This is a genomic window from Amycolatopsis sp. w19, from assembly GCF_051373225.1.
Taxonomy (GTDB): Bacteria; Actinomycetota; Actinomycetes; order Mycobacteriales; family Pseudonocardiaceae; genus Amycolatopsis; species Amycolatopsis japonica.
The window spans coordinates 156,289-171,968 of sequence record NZ_JBPQFM010000004.1 but is presented as its reverse complement, the minus strand read 5'-3'; the positions used below and the strand labels follow the sequence as shown (position 1 = coordinate 171,968).

The following is a 15,680-nucleotide window of genomic DNA, read 5'->3' as shown; positions in this document are numbered from 1 at the left end:
GGTTTGCGCGGTGATGAACGCTTAGTCAGTCCCCGCCGAGATCGCCGCAGCACTGCTTGATCCGATCCTCGAACAGCGGCCCGCCCATCGGCGACGCCATGACCTCGCGCACCTCCGCCGAGGCCGCGACGTCCTGTAGCCGCTCCGGGAAATGGTCACCGACAAGGATCGGATCCAGCACCCCGGCGACAGCCGGCGGATTCGCCTGGAGATGATCGAAAAGATCCGGCCAGCGGACGCGGACGATGCACCACAACGCCAGTGTGTCGGTCCCGACGGTGTTGCCTTCCAGGGTCCTGATCGCCCGGAAAACGCTGTAGGTGTTGACAAACAGCTTCATCCCGCGCGGATTGTCGCCGAGCAGCGGAGCGAACTTCCGGAGCGCGTGCTCTGTCCGCTTCCGCGTGCCCGGCTGGTACAGCGCCCGCGCCGCGTCGCCGACGACTTCGGCTTTGGCGGCCGAGGAGGACTCGTCTAGGAGTTCGAGGATCTCACGTTCCTGTCCACGATCGGACGTCAGCCGTTCCCGCAGGGAATCGACCTCGGCTGCGACTTGCGCATCCGCAGGATCGGCGACTTGCAACAGCCGGTCGACGTAGAGCTTGCGCAGCGAGGAAGTCACCAAAGGCATCGGCACCGTGAGCTGAAAAAGCTTGTCGAGGAACAAATAGCCCAACGGTTTACCGGGTCGTGCGACGCATTCGTCAAAGGTCGTGTACTTGGTTTCGTAGCTCTTTCGCAGCCATGCCCCGTCAGCCGCGACCACGAAGAACGGGGCCTGCCGCGAACTGTCGCGGAACAGCGTCTGCACGGTGTCGAGCAGGTCGACCACTTGTTCTTGTCCGCACCGGTCCAGATCGTCGACGAGGAAGACCACCGGTTTCTTCGACCGCCCAAGCAGCCACGAAAAATGCGCCGAGACCTCGGTCATCGGGTTGGTTCCGGATTGTTCGAACAGCTTCGCGCCGCGAGCGGAGTTCCACAGCAGATAGCGGCTCGCGATGAGCGACCCGGTCCACAGGGGAATCGTCGCCGCCAGGACGGCGGTGACGACCTTGGCGGCCTCGTTCCATCCCGCGGCCGTCCCCTTGGCGGGCCACAGCCAGAAGGCCAGCCCACCGGCGAACAACGCCAGAACCCCGAGCGCGAACACGTACTGCGCACCGGTTCTGCGGACCCGGTTGAAGCTCTCCCGCACCCGGAGCACCTTCGCCCGCCACCAGCCCAGATCAGCGGCGATCTCGTCTCGCGCTGCGGTGAGCAAAGTCCACCACGGATGCGCGAGCCTGGCCTGCCGCCACGCATCGAACTCGACAAGTAAGAAGTTCTTTTCCAGGTTGGGGCGTATGAAGTTCAGCAACGTGCTCTTGCCTGTCCCCCACGCCCCGTCGAGGTGCACGAGGAACGACGAATCCGGCTGTTTCAGCTGAATCTCGATCAGCTGATCGGCCAGGAGGGCGGCGAGATCCTCCCTGTGCAGGAGATCATCACGGGCGGGTGAGTCGCTCGTCCAATCCACGTCGGCGTCCGGCCGCACTTCCGCCGCAGCGCCGGGAAGCGGTGGCAGGTCGGATTTCTGCCTTCGTGACGAGGGATTATCGGCGATATGGAGCTCGCCGAGCGGACCGGCCCACATCACCGCGGGTGGCCGTTGCCCAGTGAAATCCACCAGATATCGGGAAAGGTCTTCTCCGGTGATCACACCGTCAAGGCCGAGGTCCGCGATACCGGTCCGCAGGCCCTCGATCAGGGTGGCCGTGAAATCGGCGAGCATCCCCCGGCTGGCCACTGGCTCGGAAGCCACGATCAATCTGGCGAAGGTCGGCCTCAGCGGGCGCGGTGACCTGAACAGCTCCGCGTGGTCGCAATCCAGGACCACTACGGCGTTACCGCACGACGTGTGATCCAGGAGGTCTTCGACGAGCTCGGCGGGAACGAAATTGACCACAGGACTGGACAACCGGGTGTCCGAGGCCGCGAAACGCAACCCACCCGGTGCCGTGTTCATGCCGTGTCCGCCGATGTACAACAGGACCGTGTCGGCAGGACCCACGTCCTTGAACAATCGCGAGATCCTCCGCCGGAATTCGAGCGCGGTCGGATCGAGAGCCACCGTCACCTCATAGCGCCCGATGGTCGAGTCACCGAGCACAGCCGCGAGTTCGGCGGCCAGTGCAGGGAGCTCAGGCAGATCGGCCAGGCGGTCGTCGTCGAACTTCGAACAAGCGACGATCAGCGCTTTCCGGGCCACCCGGAGAACTCTACTGCGGTTGCTGCTGCTGACTCGGCAACGTCCCCGCCGCCATCCGCCGCGCCACGTCCCGCCGCAGCCACAGCAGCCACAGCCAGATCCCGAGGAAGATCACCCCGAGGATCGCCACGGCTGGCAGCGCCACTAAGAAAGCGATCAGCGCGACCTGCAGCACGAGGACCGCGGGCACCGCCCACGGCTTCTTCAGGAAACCGCACAGCACGATCAGCGCGACCGCGATCACGATCACCGACCAGCCGGTGAGCGAACCGACCCCGCCGCCGAGTTTCGCCACCACCGGCAGCGCGAGCGCGACGGTGATGCCCTCCATGATCAGCGAACCGGCCATCACCCCGCGGAAGGACTTCATCGGGTCCTTGGCGGGCGGCTTCGGGGTCTCGTCGGTCACGCCGGCTCCTTACCGAACAGGGTCCTGGCCTCGCCCGCGGTGACGACGGAGCCGGTGACCAGCACGCCGCCGCCCGCCAGCGGTTCTTCGGGGTCGTCGCTCTGCTCGACGAGGCCGATGGCGGTCTCGATCGCGGCGTCCAGGCTGGGCTCGGCCACGACGCGGTCTTCGCCGAAGATCGAGATGGCGACGTCGTTGAGTTCGTCGAGCGGCATCGCGCGTGGGGACGAGTTCTTGGTGACGACGATCTCGGACACCACCGGCTCGAGCGCGTCCAGGATGCCGCGGGCGTCCTTCTCCGCCATCACGCTCACCACGGCGGCGAGGCGGCGGAAGGCGAACTCCTCGGCGACGGTGGTCGCGAGCGCCTTGGCGCCGTGCGGGTTGTGGGCGGCGTCGAGCAGCACGGTCGGGGCGGCGCGGACGCGCTCCAGCCTGCCGGGGGTCTCGACCTCGGCGAAGGCCTCGCGGACGGCCTCGATGACCAGTTGCTTGTCCTTGCCCGCGCCGAAGAACGCTTCGACGGCGGCCAGCGCCAGAGCGGCGTTGGCGGCCTGGTGCGCGCCGTGCAGCGGCAGGAAGATCTCGTCGTAGACACCGCCGAGGCCCTGCAGTTTCAGCATCTGCCCGCCGACGGCGACCTCGCGCTCCAGCACACCGAACTCGCTGCCCGCGCGGGCGACGCTCGCGTCGACCTCGATGGCGCGTTCCAGCAGGATCTTCTGGACTTCGGGCTCCTGCTCGGCGATGACCACGACGCTGCCGGGCTTGATGATCCCGGCCTTCTCCACCGCGGCTTTCGCCGGAGAGCCGCCGAAGTACTCGACGTGGTCGACGCCGATCGGCGTGATGACAGCGACGTCGCCGTCCACGACGTTGGTGGCGTCCCAGGAGCCGCCGAGCCCGGTCTCGATGACCGCGGCTTCGACGGGCGCGTCGGCGAAGGCGGCGAACGCCATCCCGGTCAGCACCTCGAACTTGCTCATCGGCACCGCGTCCTGACCACCGGCGTTGTCCACCATGGTCACGTACGGCGCGACGTCGCGGTACAGGTCGACGTACGCGGCGGCGGAGATGGGGGCGCCGTCGAGCGCGATCCGCTCGGTGACCAGCTGCAGATGCGGGCTGGTGTACCGGCCGACGCGCAGGCCCATGCGGGTCAGCAGCGCGTCGATCATCCGGGTTGTCGAGCCCTTGCCGTTGGTCCCGGCGACGTGCAGCACCGGGTAACCGCGGTGCGGTTCACCCATGAGATTGACCAGGGCCGCGATCCGGGCGAGGGACGGCTCGATCTTCGTCTCGGGCCAGCGCTGGTTCAGCTCGGCCTCGACGGCGAGCAGTTCGCGGCGCGCCTGCTGCCCGTTGGGGTCGGACGGGGCGAACTCGTCACCCTGGTCGTCCAGTTCGTGCAGCTCCACGTCCTCCGGGGCGACGAGGTCCGGCACGGGGCCGAGCGCGAGGTTGTCCCCCAGCTGCCCGATCCCGCCGATACCGCCCCGTGCGCCGCCGCCCGCCTGGTACGCGGCGTCGGGTGCGTCCAGATCCGGGTCGGTGTCGTCGGACGGATCGTGGGCGCGGGCCCCCAATTCGTCGACACCGGCGAAACTGTCCAGATCTGCCAGGTCCGGGGATTCCCTGAAATCTTCGGAATCCCGGCCGTCACCTCGCGGCACGAACTCTCCTCTTACCCTTGCTGCCTGTCACGCCGAGTCTACGTGCGGCTTTTCCTGGCACTCTCGACGCATGGGGTTCAACCACAACGACCACTATCACCCGCTGCTGCTCGACCAGCTGCCTCCCGGCCCCGGCGTGGCGCTGGACGTGGGCTGCGGCAGCGGGCGGTTCGCGCGGCGGCTCGCGGCCACCGGGATGCACGTCGAGGCGATCGACCGGTCCGGTCCGATGATCGACCTCGCCCGCGCCGCCGGCTCGCCCGGCCCCGGCACGATCTCGTACCGGCAGGCCGACGTGGTCGCCGAAAAACTGCCGGACGAGGCGTACGACTTCATCTCCTGTCTCGCGATGCTGCACCATGTGCCGTTCGACACGGTCACCAGGCTGCGTGACGCGCTGGTCCCCGGCGGTGTGCTCGCCGTCCTCGGCCTCGGCAGACCCAGCACTGTCGCCGACTACGCGCGCGCTCTCGTGGCCTCACCGGTCAACGCGCTGGCCAGGGTGGTCGTCTACGCGGGTGAGCGGCTGAACGGCGGCGCCGACCCGCTGCCGACGGCGCCGATCGTGGAGACCTTCCCGCCGATGAGCCGGATCCGGCGCGACGCGGCCGGCCTGCTGCCGGGGAGCAAAGTCCGGAACCTGCTCTTCTACCGCTATCTGCTGGTCTACCGCAGACCGGAAGACGATCACCCGATGTGACACCCCAAGCGGGTGAAACCGAGGCTCGACCACTCGATCGGCGGCGCCGACCGGGCCGGATCCGGTTCATTTTTGAGAGGCCATCCAGTCCGGAGATCGGGGTCCTCATGCGCTACAGACGCGTCCTGTTCGCGGCCGTCTCGACCGTCGTCCTGCTGATCGCCTCCGCCACGGCGGCCACCGCCACCACGCGGTCCTACCGCAACTACGTCGCGTTGGGTGATTCCTACACCTCCGGACCGCTCATCCCGCTCCCCCGCCTCGACCCGCTCTTCTGCGGCAAGTCGACGCAGAACTACCCGTCGATGCTCGCCACGGCGCTGCGGGTCCGCTCCTTCACCGACATCAGCTGCGGCGGTGCCGACACCACCAACATGACGCAACGCCAAAGCGTGACCCTCGGCAGCAATCCACCCCAGTTCAGTGCCCTGCGCGCGAACACCGACCTGGTCACGGTCGGTATCGGCGGCAACGACTACGGCGTCTTCGGCACGCTCGTCGGCACCTGCCCGTCACTGCGCGCGAGCGATCCCACCGGGAACCCGTGCCAGGATCGGTTCACCGTCGGCGGTGTCGACACCATCAAGGCCAAGATCGCCGACACCGGCAAGAACGTCGAGAAGGTGCTGGCCGGAGTCCATGCCCGCTCTCCGCGGGCCGACGTGCTCGTCATCGGCTACCCGAGGATCGCGCCGGAACGCGGCTACTGCCCGAAGATCCTGCCCTTCGCCGAGGGCGACTACGCCTGGCTCAACGACGTCGAGAAGGCGCTGAACTCGGCGATCGAGAAGGCCGTCGCGGCCGACGGCAAGGCGACCTTCATCGACACCTTCGGACCGTCCGCCGGGCACGACGCCTGCGCGCCGAACGGGGCCGCGTGGATCAACGGGCAGCACACGAAGCTGCTCGCCGCGGCGGCTTACCACCCGTACCGCACGGGGATGGCGGGCGTGACCGGAGTGATCCTCCGTCACCTCCGCTGAATGCAAGGAACGGTCCTTTCCTTGCAAATTTTGCGAGGAAAGGACCGTTCCTAGCGTTCGTCAGGAGGCGGGCAGGGCGGCCAACCGGGCGTTGATGCGCTCGATGTCCGCGACCGCGGTCTCCTTGCGGGCCCGGATCTTGCCGATCACCGGCTCCGGCGCCTTGTCGATGAAGGCCTGGTTGCCGAGCTTGGCCTCGGCCTGCGCCAGTTCCTTCTCCGCCGCGCCGAGGTCCTTCTGCAGGCGCTTGCGCTCCGCGGCGACGTCGATCGTGCCGGACAGGTCCAGCTCGACGGTCACCACACCGGCCGACAGCCCGACCTCGAGCGACGCGCTCGGCGCGAAGCCCTCCTCCGGCTGCGTGAGCCGGACCAGCGCGCGGATCGGCTCGTCGTGCCCGGTGAGCTCGGCGAATCCGCCGCCGGACAGCCGCGCGGCCACTTTCTGGCTGGGCTTGAGGCCCTGGTCCGCGCGGAACCGGCGCACCTCGGTGACCAGCTTCTGCACGTCCGCGATCCGCTTGTCCGCCACGGCGTCGGCGTACGAGGCGTCGGCCACCGGCCACGGGGCGATCACCAGCGACTCGCGGCCGGTCAGCGCCGTCCACAGCTTCTCGGTGATGAACGGGATGAACGGGTGCAGCAGCTTCAGCACGGTGTCGAACACGTGCCCCAGCACCGCGCGCGTCGCCGTCACGCGGGCCTCGTCGCCCTGGAACACCTGGACCTTCGACAGCTCCAGGTACCAGTCGCACAGCTCGGTCCAGGTGAACTGGTAGAGCGTGTCGGTGGCCTTCGCGAACTGGTAGTCCGCCAGGTATCCGCTGACCTCTTCGACGACGTTGCCGAGCCTGCCGAGGATCCAGCGGTCGGCCTCGGTGAGTTCGGCGGCCGGGGGCAGCGGGGCGTTCGCGTCCGCGCCGTTCATCATCGCGAACTTGGTGGCGTTCCAGAGCTTCGTGGTGAAGTTCCGGGAGCCCGCGACCCACTCCTCGCCGATCGGCACGTCCGTGCCCGGGTTCGCGCCCCGCGTGAGGGTGAACCGCAGCGCGTCGGTGCCGTAGGAGTCCATCCACTCGATGGGGTCGACGCCGTTGCCCGCGGTCTTCGACATCTTCTTGCCGAACTGGTCGCGGACCATGCCGTGCAGCGCGATGGTCTTGAACGGCGCCTCGCCGGTGGCGTAGAGGCCGAACATCATCATCCGCACGACCCAGAAGAACAGGATGTCGTAGCCGGTGACCAGCACCGACGTCGGATAGAACTTGTTCAGGTCCGGGGTCTTCTCCGGCCAGCCGAGGGTGGAGAACGGCCACAGGCCCGAGGAGAACCAGGTGTCGAGGACGTCCGGGTCCTGGGTCCAGCCCTCGCCCGAGGGCGGCTCCTCGTCCGGTCCGACGCAGACGACCTCGTCGTTCGGGCCGTACCAGACCGGGATGCGGTGGCCCCACCACAGCTGGCGCGAGATGCACCAGTCGTGCAGGTTGTCGACCCAGTCGAAGTAGCGCTTCTCCATCTCCGGCGGGTGGACGTTCACGCGGCCGTCGCGCACCGCGTCGCCGGCGGCCTTCGCGAGCGGGCCGACCTTGACGAACCACTGCAGCGAAAGCCGCGGCTCGATCGGCTCCTTCGAGCGCTCGGAGTGCCCGACGCTGTGCAGGTACGGACGCTTCTCCGCGACGATGCGGCCCTGCTCGCGCAGCTTCTCCCGCACCGCGACGCGGGCCTCGAAGCGGTCCATGCCGTCGAACTCGGTGCCGGTGCCGTCGATGCGGCCCTGCTCGTCCATGATCGTGATCATCGGCAGGTCGTGCCGCTGGCCGATCTCGAAGTCGTTCGGGTCGTGCGCGGGGGTCACCTTGACCGCGCCGGTGCCGAACTCCGGGTCGACGTGCTTGTCCGCGACGATCGGGATCTTGCGCCCGGTCAGCGGCAGCTCGACCTCGGTGCCGATGAGGTGGGTGTAGCGCTCGTCGTCCGGGTGGACCGCGACGGCGGTGTCGCCGAGCATCGTCTCCATCCGTGTGGTGGCCACGACGATCGCGTTCTCGCCGTCGCCGTAGCGCATCGAGACGAGCTCGCCCTCGACCTCTTCGTGCTTCACCTCGGCGTCGGACAGCACCGACCGCAGCTCCGGCGACCAGTTGACCAGGCGCTCGGCGCGGTAGATGAGGCCGTCGTCGAAGAGCTTCTTGAAGATCGTGTTGACGGCCTTGGACAGGCCGTCGTCCATGGTGAACCGCTCACGGGTCCAGTCGACGCCCTCGCCGAGGCGCTTCATCTGGGCGAGGATCTTGCCGCCGTGCTCGTTCTTCCACTGCCAGACACGCTCCACGAAGGCCTCGCGGCCGAGCTCGCGGCGGCTGGTGCCTTCGGCGCGGAGCTGCTTCTCGACCAGCGCGTGGACCGCGATGCTCGCATGGTCCATCCCCGGCAGGTACAGCGTCTCTTCGCCGAGCATGCGGTGATAGCGGGTGATGGCGTCGATCAGGGTGTGCTCGAACGCGTGCCCGATGTGCAGCGAACCGGTCACGTTCGGGGGCGGGATGACTACCGTGAACGGCGGCTTGTCCGACGTGGGGTCGGCCGTGAAGTAGCCGGCGTCTACCCAACGCTGGTAGAGCGAGGCTTCTTCGTCGGCCGGGTTCCAGGTACCCGGAAGGTCGGTCTGCTGCGGCTGGGCGTTCTCGGTCACAGTTGACAAGTCTACGAACCCCCTCTAGCGACTTCCTCACCGGCCGTAACGCCCGCCGTTCCCAGCCGATGAGGGGATGTCGTGACGCACTGGGGAGGGGCGGGTTCGTGGAGGACGCGCGGTTGGAGACGCATCCGGATCTGATGGATCCGGAATGGCGCAAGCACGCCGAGCGCGACGCTCGGCGCGGCGCGAAAAAGGAGCTCAAACGGCGCCGGAAACAGCGTCCGCGCCGACGGTTCCGGATGACCCGCAAGGTCGTCGTGGTCCTGTTCGTGGCCGGGACCGTGGCGTTGCTCGGGGCCGCGGCGCTCGTCGTGCACCAGATGCGGGGCAGCTCGGGTCCGGGGCCGCAGCCTCCGAAGGCGGCCCCGGTGCTCACCGGGGTCGACCTCGACCGGCCTTTCGACCGCACTCCCGCCGCGAACTGGCGCGAGGGGACGGCCGGGATCACCGTGCCGCCGGGGCAGGCCGTCGGTGGCTTCAGCGCGCAGGAGGTCGACGCCGCGTACCGGAAGGTGACGGAGGCCATCGCGGCCGCGCGGCTCGGATCCCGGGCGCTGCGGGACCACGACGGTTCGGAGCTGCTCGCGCTGCTGGCCCCTAACGAGCGCACCGCGATCCAGCAGATGCTCACGAGCGGTCCCACCGTCGAGAAGAACCGGTACCTGACCCTCATCGGGCCGCAGGAGCTGTCGAAGGCTCCCCCGCGGATGACCGGCGCGCTGACGGCGAAGTCCGGCGGCAAGGGCGAACTGGTCGTCCACGCGAGCTACACCACCGCGTACGCCTTCGACGCGCGTCCGGGCGAGGCACTGTCGCCGATGGACATCGTCCCGTTCGTCCGCGACGAACAGGACTACGTGATCCGCAAGGCACCGCCGTTCGCGAAGGCCGACGCCGGGCTCTCCTTCGGGGAAGGCAGGGGCTACCGCTCCCGCATGGCCTGCGACGCGATCAAGACCGGCATCCTCGCGCCCCAGTACGCTGACAAGGACAGACCTCTCGCCGGCCCACCCGTCGCCGACGAGGTCGCCACCTACGACCCGACGAAACCCCTGCCGTCGCTGGACACCTGCGGGTAGTCGGCCGAATCCTGGGGAAGAGGACCGAGATGGACGAAGAGGACCGGCGGATCGAGACCCATCCGGATCTGATGAATCCGGACTGGCAGAAACACGCCGAACGCGACGCCTGGCTGGGTGCGAAGAAGGAACTCAAGAAGAAGCGTCGTAAGCAGCAGAAGGCCGCCGCGGCCTCCGGGGGCGGCTACTCCGCGCCAGGGACGAGCCGGTGGCCGGGCATCGCGGCGCTCGTCGGCCTGATCGTGCTGGTCGTGGCCGCGGTGACGGTGAACGCGGTGCAGGAACGCGGCGTCAACGAGACACCTTGGTTCCCGCTCGACGAAGCGCAGATCAGCCGGATCGTCACCAACGCCTGACCCCCTCGGTCGCGCGCGAAGACGGCAAGGCGCACGATGGGGTCATGACCCGCGAAGCACCCGCGAACGACGTTGACGAGACACAGCTCGAGGTCGGGAAACCGAAGAGCTGGGCGGCCGGGATCCCCGGTGTCGCCGTCTCCCTGATGCGCGGCATGGAGCAGATGGGCGCCGCGCGCACCGTGAAGACGCTGCGCCTGCTGAACCAGCGCGACGGCTTCGACTGTCCGGGGTGCGCCTGGCCGGAGCCGCGCGAGGTCGACGGCGAGCACCGCAAGCTCGCCGAGTTCTGTGAGAACGGGGCGAAGGCCGTCGCCGAGGAGGCGACGAAGCGCCGGGTCGGCCGTGAGTTCTTCGCCCAGCACTCCATCCACGAGCTGGCGGACAAGACGGACTACTGGCTCGGTCAGCAGGGCCGCATCACCGAGCCGTTCGTGCTACGCGAAGGGGCTTCGCACTACGAACCGATCTCCTGGGACGACGCGTTCACGCTGGTCGCGGACGAACTGCGGGCACTGAGCGACCCGAACGAGGCGATCTTCTACACCTCCGGCCGTACCAGCAACGAGGCCGCGTTCCTCTACCAGCTGCTCGTGCGCTCCTACGGCACCAACAACCTGCCGGACTGCTCCAACATGTGCCACGAGTCCTCCGGCGCGGCGCTCGCGGCCACGACCGGGATCGGCAAGGGCTCGGTGTCGCTCGCCGACATCCACAAGGCGGACCTCATCGTGGTGGTCGGCCAGAACCCGGGCACGAACCACCCGCGCATGCTGTCGGCGCTGGAGGAGGCCAAGGGCAACGGCGCGAAGATCATGGCGGTCAACCCGCTGCCCGAAGCCGGTCTGATGCGGTTCAAGAACCCGCAGAACGTCCGCGGCGTGGTCGGCAAGGGCACCCCGCTGGCCGACGAGTTCGCGCAGATCCGGCTCGGCGGCGACCTCGCGCTGTTCCAGGCGATCGGGCATCTCCTGCTGCAGTGGGAGCAGGAGACCCCCGGCACGATCGTCGACCACGCGTTCATCGAGTCGTCCTCCGAGGGGTTCGAGGACTACGCGAAGCATCTGCGGGAGATCGACTGGGACGAGGTCGGCGCCGCGACCGGCCTGCCTCGTGAGCAGATCGAGCGGCTGGCGCGGATGATCGCGACGTCGAAGCGCACCATCTACTGCTGGGCGATGGGGCTGACACAGCACAAGCACGCGGTGCAGACCATCTCCGAGATCGCGAACCTGGCGCTGGTACGCGGCATGATCGGCGAACCGGGCGCGGGTCTGTGCCCGGTGCGCGGGCACTCCAACGTCCAGGGCGACCGGACGATGGGCATCTGGGAGAAGATGCCGGAGTCGTTCATGGACAGCCTCGACGCGGAGTTCGGCATCAAGGTGCCGCGAGACCACGGTCACGACACCGTGGCCGCGATCCGCGCGATGCGGGACGGGCACGGCAAGGTCTTCTTCGCCGTCGGCGGCAATTTCGCTTCCGCCACACCGGACACGGAGCTCACGGAGAAGGCGCTCAAGTCGTGCTCCCTGACCGCGCACGTGTCGACGAAGCTCAACCGCTCGCACGTCGTGCCCGGCAGGACGGCGCTGATCCTGCCCACCCTCGGCCGCACGGAACGCGACCTCCAGGCCGGCGGCGAGCAGTTCGTCACCGTCGAGGACTCGATGTCGCAGGTGCACACCTCACGCGGCAGGCTGGCCCCGGCCAGCGAGCATCTGCTCTCCGAGGTCGCGATCATCTGTCATCTCGCGGAAGCCCTGCTCGGTGCCGGGCACGCCGTGCCGTGGCGGGACTTCCACGCCGACTACGACCTCATCCGCGACCGGATCGCGCGCGTCGTCCCCGGCTGCCACGACTACAACGCCCGGGTGCGCGAGCCCGACGGGTTCGTCCTGCCGCACGCTCCGCGCGATTCCCGGCAGTTCAACGGAACCGTGAACGGCAAGGCGAACTTCACCGTCTCCGAACTCGAGTATCCGCAGGTGCCCGAAGGCAGGCTGCTGCTGCAGACGATGCGCAGCCACGACCAGTACAACACCACCATCTACGGCCTTTCCGACCGTTACCGCGGCATCGAGGACGCGCGGCGTGTGGTGCTGGTCAACCCCGACGACCTGACCGAGCTCGGGCTGGCCGACGGCGCGATGGTCGACCTGGTCTCGGAATGGCGGGACGGCGACCGCCGGGCCCCGCGGTTCCGGGTGGTCTCCTATCCGACGGCGAAGGGCTGCGCGGCGGCGTACTTCCCCGAGGCGAACGCCTTGGTGCCGCTGGATTCGGTGGCGGACAAGTCGAACACCCCGGTGTCGAAGGCGGTCGTGGTGCGGCTGGAGCCGGTGGCCGCACCTTAGGCCGCCCGCTTGGCGGTGCCGCGCGGCGCCGGACGGGGTCCACCGTGAAAGGGCCAACCCCTTTCGCGGAAAGGCCTTGCCATGTCACGAAGATCGACCTCGCGTTGCTTCGCCGCCCTGGCCTCGCTCCTGCTCGTCGCGGTACTGCCCGGCGCGGCCACCGCCGCCGCGGGCGCACCGCCGCCGCTGCCGTTCGTCTCCCAGCTCGACCTGTCCTGCTACAAGACCGAAGGCTACAAACCACCGCCGACCGAGCTCACCCTCAAGCACCTCAACCCGGTACTCGGGAAACTGCCGCTGGAGACGGTCAAACTCGGTGAACGCCAGCAGCTGTGCGTGCCGGTCGCGAAGAACGGCGCGATCCCGCCGCCGGGGATCGTCGACTACGTCCGCTGGGTGGATCTGTCGTGCTACCGGATCGAAGGCCGCTCGGTGGACTTCCCGCTGACACTGAGCCATCTGAATACCGTCGTGCAGAAGCTCGGTATCCAGGATTCGCACGTGACCATGTTGTCGCCGGAGCAGTTGTGCGTCCCGGTCGCGAAGAACGGGAAGCTGCCGCCGCCGGAGATCCTGTCGTTCGTGCGGCACATCGATCTCGAGTGCTATGCCCTGCGCGTCCTCGGCATTCCGACCATCCCGTTCCCGCTGACGCTCGGCCATCTCAACCCGGTGCTGGCCGACCGGCCGAAGGTGGACGTGAAGGTCGGCAACGCGCGGCAATTGTGCGTCCCGGTGGCGAAACGCGGTGACGAGATCCCGCCGGAGGTGCTCGGCACCGTCCAGTGGCTGGATCTGGCGAAGGCGGACGTCAGCACGGCGCCGAGCGTCGTCGGACCGCTCACGCTGAAGCTGACCCACCTGAACCCTGTCCTGTCCCACCTTCCCAGCGAAGCGGCCGTCATCACCGAGCCGGTTCAGCTCGGCCTTCCGGTCGCGAAGAACGGGAAGATCCCGCCGAGGGAGTGACGCGGCTCAGTCGATGCAGTCGGCGCCATCGGCCGTGATCGGCGCCTGGCCGAGCGCTCCGATCGCGCCCCCGCCCGCGGAGACGCCCGGTCCTTTGTAGACCTGGCCGAGGACGACCTCGATCTTGCCCGCCGCGACCGAATCGGCTTTCTGGACGTCCAGTCCGCCGAGCAGTTTCGCGATCTCCGCGGCGGGCCCGGCCGCGTCGCTGTACCGGACGACCGACGTCCGCCGTCCGGCCTCGGCCTTCGTGTCGCCCTTGCCGAAACCCTTCTCCGCCAAGAGATCCGAGACGCGGGCGGCGAGACCGTCCTTGCCGCTCGCGTTGACGACGTCGACCTTGGGCCCGGCGGGCGCCTGCGGGGTCGTGGGCTGGACTCCGATCAGGGAGGCGGCGAACGCGCGCACCTGGGCGGGGTCGACCTGCACGGCGGTCCAGGTCGGATGCCGGGGGTCGTAGCGGTAGTCGGGGTTGACCACCGGGATGGTCTCGAACGCGATACCGCCGCCGGACACCCCGCGCATCTGCCGCACGAAGTCGAGCAGGTCCCACGAACCGTCGAGCACGACCGAACGCTTCACCGCGTCGATCAGGTCGGACACGCGCGCCGGGTTGGCGAGGGTCCCGCCGGAGAGCACCTGCTTCGCCAGTCCCGCGAGGAACACCTGCTGGCGGCGGACGCGGTCGAGGTCGCTGCGGGGCAGGTTCTTGCGCTGGCGGACGAAGGCGAGCGCGTCGGCGCCCGCGATCGTCTGCCGCCCGGCGGGGAAGTCCGCCCCCGAATCGCGGTCCTTGGTGGCCTTCTTCAGGCAGACCTCGACGCCGCCGACGGCCTTGCTGATCTCGTAGAAGCTCAGCAGGTTGACCTCGGCGAAGTGGTCGATCTTGACGCCGCTGAGCTCCTCGACGGCCTTGAGGGTCGCCTTCCGCGCCGCGGTGATCGCCTGCTTGTTGATCTCGGCCTTGTCGGTCTTGCCCGCCGCGCGCTGCTCGTTCGCCGAGGCGAACTTGGTCCGGCCGAAGATCTCGTTGATCTTGCTCTTGTCCTTCGTGCCCGGCTGCGCGACCCACGAGTCACGAGGGATCGAGAACGCCTTCACCGTCTGCTGGCCGTTGGGGATGCGGAGCACGATGAGCGTGTCGGTCAGGTCGTCGCCGTTCGCCCCGGCCCGCAGTTCCCGCAGGATCTCCGGCGGAAGCGGCCGGTCCTGGTTGTCGGTGCGCGCGTCGCGCCCGACCAGCAGGATGTCCAGCGAACCGTCGGCGGGCCGCTCCCCCGGATCCGGCGCCTCGATCACGTCCTCGCGGGTGATGCCGTCGAGCGACTCCAGCGTCGTGTATCCGTACGCGGTCCCCCCGAACACCGCCACCGCGAGCGCGGCGACCAGGACCTTCCCCAGCTTGTGCACGTTCCATAGACGCGCGGGAGGCCGTCAGCGCTGCATCAGTGATCCAGTTCACATCCTGAGATGCGACGCGCCGTTCAGGTCGAGGATCGCCCCGGACGCCCACGCGGCCTCGCCGGAAGCCAGGTAGAGCACCGCGGCCGCGACCTCCTCCGGCGTGCCGACCCGGCCGAACGGGCTCTCGCCCCGCGCGCCTTCGACCTTCGCCGCGACCCGGTCCGTCGCGGTGAAACCGGGCGCGACCGAGGTCACGGCGATCCCGTGCGGGGCGAGGGCGACGGCGAGTGACTGCCCCAGCGAGTGCAGCGCCGCCTTGCTCGCGCCGTACGCCGGGAACTCGGGCTCGCCCTTGAAGGCTCCCCGCGAGCCGATGTTGACCACGCGGCCGGGCGCGCCGCGGTCGATCATGTGGCGCGCCACGCAGTAGGTCACGTTCGCGGTGCCGAGCACGTTGACGTCGAGCATCCGCCGCCAGACCCGCTGCCAGTCCTCATAGGACACTTCGGCGACGGGATGGGCCGCACCCGCGGAGGGCGCGAAGGCGGCGTTGTTCACGAGGACGTCCACCCCGCCCACCAGTGCCTCTGCCTCGTCGGCGACCCGTTGTGCCACTTCGGGTTCCGAAAGGTCACCTTGGATCAGGCCGTGCCCGGAACCGGGCAGCTCGCCGAGCGTCCGCTCGGCTTCCTCCCGCTTCGAGGCGTAGTGGACGGCGACACGGTCGCCCTTTTCCGCGAAGGCGCGGGCGATCGCGCGGCCGATGCCGCGCGACGCCCCGGTGACCAGAACTCCCACG

12 protein-coding genes are annotated in these 15,680 nt (G+C 68.8%); 6 read left to right on the top strand and 6 right to left on the bottom strand.

Annotated features, from left to right (window positions below):
• Positions 1–25: 25 nt before the first annotated feature.
• The 3 genes from ACSMFO_RS11485 to folC are packed head-to-tail and all read right to left on the bottom strand — an operon-like array spanning position 26 to position 4,333.
• A complete protein-coding gene (locus ACSMFO_RS11485; protein ID WP_436458518.1) occupies positions 26–2,251 on the bottom strand; it encodes a P-loop NTPase fold protein in 2,226 nt (741 codons plus the stop codon).
• A gap of 10 nt (positions 2,252–2,261) precedes the next feature.
• Complete coding sequence (locus tag ACSMFO_RS11480; protein ID WP_436458517.1) at positions 2,262–2,660, bottom strand: DUF4233 domain-containing protein; 399 nt, start codon at positions 2,658–2,660, stop codon at positions 2,262–2,264.
• The gene (folC, locus tag ACSMFO_RS11475; protein WP_073846444.1) at positions 2,657–4,333 is read right to left on the bottom strand and encodes a bifunctional tetrahydrofolate synthase/dihydrofolate synthase; all 1,677 of its coding nucleotides are present in this window, start codon (positions 4,331–4,333) and stop codon (positions 2,657–2,659) included. Before folC ends, ACSMFO_RS11480 begins: the two co-directional genes overlap by 4 nt.
• 70 nt (positions 4,334–4,403) lie before the next feature.
• Here folC and ACSMFO_RS11470 point away from each other — a divergent pair, with 70 nt between their 5' ends.
• Together ACSMFO_RS11470 and ACSMFO_RS11465 are read left to right on the top strand one after the other, a co-directional pair.
• Positions 4,404–5,033, top strand: coding sequence for a class I SAM-dependent methyltransferase (locus tag ACSMFO_RS11470; RefSeq protein WP_073846443.1), 630 nt, complete (start codon positions 4,404–4,406; stop codon positions 5,031–5,033).
• A gap of 107 nt (positions 5,034–5,140) precedes the next feature.
• Entirely contained in the window at positions 5,141–6,016 is an 876-nt protein-coding gene (locus ACSMFO_RS11465) for an SGNH/GDSL hydrolase family protein (RefSeq protein WP_436458515.1), read from the top strand.
• Positions 6,017–6,076: 60 nt separating this feature from the next.
• Here ACSMFO_RS11465 and ACSMFO_RS11460 read toward each other — a convergent pair whose 3' ends face one another.
• A complete protein-coding gene (locus tag ACSMFO_RS11460) occupies positions 6,077–8,710 on the bottom strand; it encodes a valine--tRNA ligase (protein ID WP_436458513.1) in 2,634 nt (877 codons plus the stop codon).
• Positions 8,711–8,817: 107 nt separating this feature from the next.
• Here ACSMFO_RS11460 and ACSMFO_RS11455 point away from each other — a divergent pair, with 107 nt between their 5' ends.
• The 4 genes from ACSMFO_RS11455 to ACSMFO_RS11440 all read left to right on the top strand — a co-directional run bounded on the left by ACSMFO_RS11455 (position 8,818) and on the right by ACSMFO_RS11440 (position 13,477).
• A complete protein-coding gene (locus ACSMFO_RS11455) occupies positions 8,818–9,795 on the top strand; it encodes a hypothetical protein (RefSeq protein ID WP_436458512.1) in 978 nt (325 codons plus the stop codon).
• A 29-nt stretch (positions 9,796–9,824) separates the two neighbouring features.
• On the top strand, positions 9,825–10,151 hold the full coding sequence (locus tag ACSMFO_RS11450; RefSeq protein WP_038517248.1) for a hypothetical protein: 327 nt from the start codon (positions 9,825–9,827) through the stop codon (positions 10,149–10,151).
• A 44-nt stretch (positions 10,152–10,195) separates the two neighbouring features.
• Positions 10,196–12,508 (top strand): FdhF/YdeP family oxidoreductase, encoded by a 2,313-nt coding sequence (locus ACSMFO_RS11445; RefSeq protein ID WP_436458510.1) that lies wholly within the window; start codon positions 10,196–10,198, stop codon positions 12,506–12,508.
• Positions 12,509–12,589: 81 nt separating this feature from the next.
• Positions 12,590–13,477, top strand: coding sequence for a hypothetical protein (locus tag ACSMFO_RS11440; RefSeq protein ID WP_436458508.1), 888 nt, complete (start codon positions 12,590–12,592; stop codon positions 13,475–13,477).
• A gap of 6 nt (positions 13,478–13,483) precedes the next feature.
• On the opposite strand, the gene ACSMFO_RS11435 is transcribed toward ACSMFO_RS11440, so the two are convergent.
• Both ACSMFO_RS11435 and ACSMFO_RS11430 read right to left on the bottom strand, forming a co-directional pair.
• Positions 13,484–14,887: an LCP family protein gene (locus tag ACSMFO_RS11435; protein WP_436458506.1), complete on the bottom strand. Its 1,404-nt coding sequence runs from the start codon at positions 14,885–14,887 to the stop codon at positions 13,484–13,486.
• A 48-nt stretch (positions 14,888–14,935) separates the two neighbouring features.
• Positions 14,936–15,679 (bottom strand): SDR family NAD(P)-dependent oxidoreductase, encoded by a 744-nt coding sequence (locus ACSMFO_RS11430; RefSeq protein ID WP_073846437.1) that lies wholly within the window; start codon positions 15,677–15,679, stop codon positions 14,936–14,938.
• Between the last annotated feature and the right edge of the window lies 1 nt (position 15,680).

What these genes read in the sequence shown, in the direction of transcription:
- ACSMFO_RS11470 (WP_073846443.1), top strand. Translation starts at nt 4,404, where the DNA reads ATGGGGTTCAACCACAACGACCACTATCACCCGCTGCTGCTCGACCAG.
- ACSMFO_RS11465 (WP_436458515.1), top strand. Translation starts at nt 5,141, where the DNA reads ATGCGCTACAGACGCGTCCTGTTCGCGGCCGTCTCGACCGTCGTCCTG.
- ACSMFO_RS11450 (WP_038517248.1), top strand. Translation starts at nt 9,825, where the DNA reads ATGGACGAAGAGGACCGGCGGATCGAGACCCATCCGGATCTGATGAAT.
- ACSMFO_RS11445 (WP_436458510.1), top strand. Translation starts at nt 10,196, where the DNA reads ATGACCCGCGAAGCACCCGCGAACGACGTTGACGAGACACAGCTCGAG.
- ACSMFO_RS11440 (WP_436458508.1), top strand. Translation starts at nt 12,590, where the DNA reads ATGTCACGAAGATCGACCTCGCGTTGCTTCGCCGCCCTGGCCTCGCTC.